Below are 5,995 nucleotides of genomic sequence, written 5' to 3'. Positions count from 1 at the left end.
TAGTAAGTCATGCCTATCTGGCGGGACTTGAGGATATTGCGGGTGCGCGGCATAGCCGGGTCATTCTTGACGTCCCGTACATACAGCTGATGGGGGAACAAGGATGCCAGCCATCCCTCAAAATCGGAGGGTGTCAGGTCATTTACCCAGTTCTTGGCCTTCTTGCCGCCGCCCTTCTTCGGCTTGCCCTCCCCACGGCTGCGGCTTCCCTCGCTCGGCGCGTCCCGGGGTTCACTGGCTTGGCGTGCTTTGAGCGCCTGCTCTCGCTCTGCCAGCTTAACGGCTTGCTCTTTGAGGGTGACATGGTGGCTGATCAGCCTGTCCATTTCCGCCAGGTCGGCATGGTTCTTTTTTTTCTTGCCTGCCAACGCCTGATAACGGCGGGTGATCGCATCTTCGAGCGCTTCATCACTGAGCAACTCAGTCCAGCCGTATTTCTCGGCCCACAGGTACACCACGCGCACACTGCCGAGCCCCAGCTCCTCCTTGATCTCGCTCGCGCTCCAGTGGCGCAAGTAAAGTCGCCGGGCAGTGTGTCGTACCTCTTCTGTATAGGCCATTGAGGCTCCCCAGTCTTACATCTGGGGCCATGATACTGAGCCACCCCCGCCCATTGCGGTGCCTTCATTCGGATGAATTCGGATACCCCCCGCTATCCGAAATCCCCCGAACGCCTGTGAGTGCTCCCCTACTTTCTTCCCGATAACCTGACGCCAATTCGACGCTACAGGGGGCCGCTGTGCCAACACCAACAGACTCATCATTGCGCACCGGCTGGGTGGCCATCGCCACAGAAGGTCAGTCCGTTGATGGCCGTGATATTTCGGCCAAGTGGATAACCGACATGGCCGAGACCTACGATCCCGAGTTCTATTGCGCCCAGCTATGGCCAGATCACTCCAAGTGGGGTGACAACATGGGCTATGTGCAGGCCCTCAAAGCCGACAAGGTAGATGGCAAGCAAACCCTGTTCGCCATCCTCTGCCCGACCCGTGACCTCATCTATCAAAACCAGCGTGGCCAATACAAATTCTGCTCCATTGAACCGCTGGATAACTTCACCGGTCAGGGTAAAACCTACCTGTTTGGCGTAGGGGTCACGGACATTCCCGCCAGTACCGGCACCACCAAGCTCAAGTTTTCCGCCAAGCACCCCTCCCCAGTGGTCGCGCAAAGCCAGGCGCTGGATCTGTCTGCATTCTCACTCCCCGCCGACATGCCCGAGACCGCCGATCGCGTCGGGCTTTTGCACCAGATATTTCACTTCCTGGGCGGCCACGTCACCCCCACCAGACCAGCCCCCACTGGCAGCCCCCAACCCGAGGACAGTACCGACATGAACGAAGCCCAGATGACCACGCTTGCGGGGATGTTTACCGCCCTTGGCAGCCAGATTGAAACCTTTGGTGCCAAGGTCGATGCCCTGAATGCTGACAACAAAACGGTTGCAGCCGATCCCGCACCGGCCCCCGTTGTCGATCCCGCGCCAGCGACGGTTGAACAATTCTCGGCCTTCGAACAGACCCTCAAGGGATTGGGTGATCAGCTGGCAACCCTGAACGACAAGATCGAAAAATTCTCGGTCGAAGCCCCGAACCAGCGCCCCGATGCGCTGGGCGGCAGTGACACCCAACCGACCGTTTGCTGAGGAGCGCCCCGTGAGTCAATCCAAAACCCCGCAGGCTGAAAAGTGCCTGAACCATTACAACGCACTGCTCGCCCAAGCATTTGGTGTATCGGAAACCGCACTGGCCAAGCAGTTCTCGGTTAGTGAGCCCATGGAGATGGTGCTGCGCAGTGCCATCCTCGAATCCACCAGTTTCTTGGGGCTTATCACCTGCCTGGACGTGGATCAGCTGACCGGCCAAGTGGTGCAAGTCGGTGCCAGTGCCCTGCACACCGGCCGCAAAATGGATGGTCGTTTCCGCCGCAAGCTGGGAGTCGATGGCAACAAATTCAGCCTGACCGAGACCGATTCCTGTGTCCGCCTGGACTGGAGCACTTTGTGCACCTGGGCGAACGCTGGCAACCCGGGCCAGTTCGTGCAACTGGTATCGGAGTTCACCAATCAGGCCTTTGCGCTCGACATGCTGCGCGTCGGCTTTAACGGCACCCACATTGCTGATGACTCCGATCCGGTCAAATACCCGCTGGGGGAAGACGTCAACAAAGGCTGGCAGCAGCTGGCGCGTGAATGGAACGGCGGCAGTCAGGTGGTCAAGGCACCTGTCGGTGACAAACTCTATTTCGACCCGGACGGCGCGGGGGATTTCAAGACCCTGGATGAAATGGCCTCTGATCTTATCAACGCCACCATCAATCCCCTCTATCGCACCGACCCCCGCCTGGTGGTGTTGGTCGGTACCGATTTGGTAGCAGCGGCCCAGGCCAAGCTCTACAGCGAAGCCACCAAACCCACCGAGCAGATTGCCGCCCAGCAGTTGGCCAAGTCCATCGCCGGTCGCCCCGCCTACATTCCGCCTTACTTCCCGGCAAACGGGATGTGGGTTACCACCCTGGCCAACTTGCACCTCTACACCCAGCGCAACACCCGCAAGCGCAAGGCCGCCGACAACGACGACACCAAGGGCTTTGAGAACCAGTACTGGCGCCAGGAAGGCTACGCCATCGGCGACTATGAAGCCTTTGGCAGCCTGGAAGAGGCCGATGTGGTGATTGGTGCGCGTCCCGTTGAACCGGATGCACCGCTGTCCGAGCCAGCACCGGAGGTATAACCATGGCCCTCTCTCCTGGGATGCGTCACAAGCAGCAGGTCTTGGCCACACAGGGGGTGGCGAAAGCCGCCACCACTGGACACGCCACCGGCCTTGTGGCCAACAGCTTGCACCTGCAGCTGATTGCCCTGGAGCAGGACATGAAGCGCCTCAAAGCCCTGGCTCGGATGAGTGACAAAGTGGCGATGAAACGGGATGAACTGTTCCCCAAATATCGCCCCTACGTGGACAAGTACTTGGCACTGGCGGCACTTGGCACTGTGTATCAGAACGAGCTGTTCCAGCGCCTGATCATCTGGGCGTTTGATATCGGCGATCTGGACACCGCCATTACCTGGGCTGAGCTTGCCATTGCGCAGAGCCAGCGCACCCCGGGCAACATCAAACGCGACTGGGCGCATTTTACCGCCGACACCGTGCTGTGCTGGGCCGAAGAGCAAGCCGCGCTGGGCCATGGGGTTGAACCCTGGTTCTCCCGAGTCTTTGACAAGGTACGTGGCACCTGGCGCTTGAACGAGCAAGCCACGGCCAAGTGGTACAAGCTCGCCGGTTGCCTGTTGCTGCGGGATAAGGACGGGGTTGCCCGCCCCAGCGCCTTGGCCGATAGCGCCACTCTGGAGCAAGCCGACGGCTGGCTGGCACTGGCTGAGAAGACCCACAGCAAAATTGGGGTTGGCACCCTGCGCCACAAAATCGCCATGCGCCTGCGGGCACTCAATCCGGAATAACCACCGGCAAAACGACTCCCACGCCACCGCGCCCCGGCGGGGATGAGCCAGCAGCCTAACCGCTCGCCGTGTGCTCAATCCCGTGGCCCCAGGGGCGCCCCATTTGAAAAAGGGTTGCACATGATTTCAGGCAAAAGCATCCAGTACAGCGAGCAGACCATCACCAATGACGGCTTTTGGCCCGATGTGGTATGTGGCGACTTCGAGCGTCGGCGCGCCCTGCCTGCCGACATGGATGCAGATGCCATCAGTGCGGCCTTGCTGGCAGCTGTCTCAGAAATAAACCTGCAGTTGGCCAAACACCAGGTCAGCTTGTTGGCCAACGGTTACACCCGGGCGCAAGAGGTGCCCGGCCCCCGGCTCCAAGGCGGCAATAACGCCCTGACGGAAACCTATCTGGCCGCCGTCTTCGCTCGGGCCAAAGCCATGCTGCTGCCCGAGTTTGCCACCGTCACCGAGCGCGATGCCCGTAAAGACCTGGCCGAACGCGCCCCCGACCTGCGCGAACAGTTGCTCAGTGAAAGCCAGCAACTGGTGCGCAGCATCAAGGGCAAGCACCGCGTCGGCGTCTCGATGATATGAGCGAGACCAGCGACGCCCTGCACGCCCAGGGGTATTTCCTGTCAGGTCTGCACAGCGAACTGGTGCGCGTACTGCCCCCACGCTGTGCCCGCAACCTCGATAGCTGGATGGAGGGGGGCACCCTTCGCCTGGAGCCCAAAGACATGGGCATCACCGGCATGGACTTGGCCTGGCTGAACTACACCGCCGTGTTCTCCCTGGAATCCTTGCCCTTTCGCGAATGCCGAACCGAGACCTTGCTGGCCGTGGCCGCCAGCTGGATACAAGAGCACGACAGTTACCGCGAGCGCTTCGAGCTGCCCGAGCCCACTTATACCGTGGTGCCCAACGATGAGCACAGCGCAGATATCGAGTTGGAGGTGCAGTTTTCTGAGCCGCTGCGCATCACCCAAGACCCTGATGGGCCAGTGCGTTGGCTCGGCAAGACCTGGACGGTCGCCCCCTTTGAACTCTGGGTGGCCGAACACATCAGCCTCACGGTGGCTAATAGCACCCATAGCGTTCACCCATCACTCAAAGCCTAAGGAGTCCGCGCCATGTGGCCTTATGTACAGATCAACAACTTGAATCAGCTGCAGGGGCCGGTCAGCGAGGTTGAGCGCCACCTGCTGTTCATCGGTAGCGCCGCCAGCAACACCGGCCAGCTGCTTTCCGTCAATGCCCAGTCCGACTTTGACCAGTTATTGGGTCAAGGTGATAGCGAACTGAAAACCAACCTGCTGGCCGCCCGGGACAACGCCGGTCAGAACTGGAGCGCCGCCGCCTTTGTCTTGCCGACCGACATGGACTGGATAGAGGCAGCCCGCGCTGCCCAGCAGACCCAATCCTTTGAGGGGATGGTGGTGCTGGGTCAGATCGTGAATGGCGACCTCATCACCGCCGCCCAGGCGCTCAATCAGGAGCTGATCGCCAAGTGGGGACGCTGGCAGTTCATCCTGCTCGGGGTACCCGGCATCAATAAAGACCCGGACGAAGGGGAAAGCTGGAGCGAATACGAAGCGCGGCTGGCCACCTTGCAAGATGGCATCAAAGCCGACGCGATCGCGCTGGTGCCCATGCTCTGGCCAACCCTCCTGGGTGTCTATGCCGGACGGCTGTGCAACCGGGCGGTGAGCATTGCGGATTCCCCTTGCCGGGTCAAAACCGGTGCCCTGGTGGGTGTGGGCAGCAAGCCACTGGACAAGGAGGGTACCGAGCTGCCGCTGGCCACCCTGCAGACCCTGGAAGCGAACCGTTACTCGGTGCCGATGTGGTACCCGGATTACGACGGTTTCTATTGGGCCGATGGGCGCCAGCTCGATGCCGAGGGGGGCGACTACCAGGTGATCGAAAACCTGCGGGTGGCCTACAAGGTGGCGCGCCGGATGCGCATTCGCGCCATTGCCCGCATCGGGGATCGCTCCTTCAACTCAAGCCCCGGCAGCACCGCCGCCGCCATCACCTACTTTGGCAAAGACCTGCGCGAGATGGCCCGCGCCACCACCATCAACGGTCAGCTGTTCCCGGGCGACATCGCCTCTCCCAAAGAGGGCGATATCACCATCGCATGGACTGCCAAAAACTTGGTGTCCGTGTTCGTGGTGGTGCGCACCGTGGACTGTCCCAAAGGCATCACCGTCAACATCATGCTCGATTTGAGCCTCAACGAGGAGGGCTAACCCATGACAAAACGCTTTTCCGGTATCAACTTCGACACCACCCTGATGGGTGCCATGGTGCACGTCGAGAAAGCCAGCCTCTCCATCACCGACAACAGCGCCGTTGCCCAAACCCGAGGCATTCCTGATGGCTATGTGGATGGCGACGTGACCGCCGAGTGTGAATTTGAGCTCGACACCAAGAACTTCAAACTGCTGATCGGGGCTGCCAAACGAGCAGGCAGTTGGCGCGGGATGGAGCCGGACGATGTGCTGTTCTACGCCAACACCGGCGGCGATGAAATCAAGGTAG

General features: G+C 60.6%; 8 protein-coding genes. 7 read left to right on the top strand and 1 reads right to left on the bottom strand.

Going from position 1 to position 5,995, the window contains the following annotated elements; genetic code table 11:
* Positions 1-560, bottom strand: a 560-nt coding sequence (locus BN1130_RS17695) for a terminase gpP N-terminus-related DNA-binding protein (RefSeq protein WP_442316544.1), incomplete at its 3' end; no start/stop codon positions are given.
* A 179-nt stretch (positions 561-739) separates the two neighbouring features.
* On the opposite strand from BN1130_RS17695, the gene BN1130_RS17690 reads away from it, so the two are divergent.
* From BN1130_RS17690 to BN1130_RS17660, 7 genes are all read left to right on the top strand, one after another.
* Positions 740-1,648 (top strand): GPO family capsid scaffolding protein, encoded by a 909-nt coding sequence (locus BN1130_RS17690; protein WP_084218249.1) that lies wholly within the window; start codon positions 740-742, stop codon positions 1,646-1,648.
* A 10-nt stretch (positions 1,649-1,658) separates the two neighbouring features.
* Positions 1,659-2,735, top strand: coding sequence for a phage major capsid protein, P2 family (locus tag BN1130_RS17685; protein WP_042043616.1), 1,077 nt, complete (start codon positions 1,659-1,661; stop codon positions 2,733-2,735).
* A 2-nt stretch (positions 2,736-2,737) separates the two neighbouring features.
* Positions 2,738-3,463, top strand: coding sequence for a phage terminase small subunit (locus tag BN1130_RS17680; RefSeq protein ID WP_042043615.1), 726 nt, complete (start codon positions 2,738-2,740; stop codon positions 3,461-3,463).
* A gap of 120 nt (positions 3,464-3,583) precedes the next feature.
* On the top strand, positions 3,584-4,045 hold the full coding sequence (locus BN1130_RS17675) for a head completion/stabilization protein (RefSeq protein ID WP_042043614.1): 462 nt from the start codon (positions 3,584-3,586) through the stop codon (positions 4,043-4,045).
* Positions 4,042-4,569 (top strand): phage tail protein, encoded by a 528-nt coding sequence (locus BN1130_RS17670; RefSeq protein ID WP_042043613.1) that lies wholly within the window; start codon positions 4,042-4,044, stop codon positions 4,567-4,569. Before BN1130_RS17675 ends, BN1130_RS17670 begins: the two co-directional genes overlap by 4 nt.
* A 12-nt stretch (positions 4,570-4,581) precedes the next feature.
* The gene (locus tag BN1130_RS17665) at positions 4,582-5,703 is read left to right on the top strand and encodes a DUF2586 domain-containing protein (RefSeq protein WP_042043612.1); all 1,122 of its coding nucleotides are present in this window, start codon (positions 4,582-4,584) and stop codon (positions 5,701-5,703) included.
* A 3-nt stretch (positions 5,704-5,706) separates the two neighbouring features.
* On the top strand, positions 5,707-5,995 hold a 289-nt coding region (locus tag BN1130_RS17660; protein WP_042043611.1), incomplete at its 3' end, for a phage protein.

It is taken from the genome of Aeromonas rivuli (assembly GCF_000820045.1).
Classification (GTDB): Bacteria; Pseudomonadota; Gammaproteobacteria; order Enterobacterales; family Aeromonadaceae; genus Aeromonas; species Aeromonas rivuli.
Note: the sequence above shows the minus strand (reverse complement) of the source record. Positions and strands in the feature narration are given on the sequence as shown.

Coding starts and splice junctions, on each gene's coding strand:
- BN1130_RS17680 (WP_042043615.1), top strand. CDS start 2,738: ATGGCCCTCTCTCCTGGGATGCGTCACAAGCAGCAGGTCTTGGCCACA.
- BN1130_RS17675 (WP_042043614.1), top strand. CDS start 3,584: ATGATTTCAGGCAAAAGCATCCAGTACAGCGAGCAGACCATCACCAAT.
- BN1130_RS17670 (WP_042043613.1), top strand. CDS start 4,042: ATGAGCGAGACCAGCGACGCCCTGCACGCCCAGGGGTATTTCCTGTCA.
- BN1130_RS17665 (WP_042043612.1), top strand. CDS start 4,582: ATGTGGCCTTATGTACAGATCAACAACTTGAATCAGCTGCAGGGGCCG.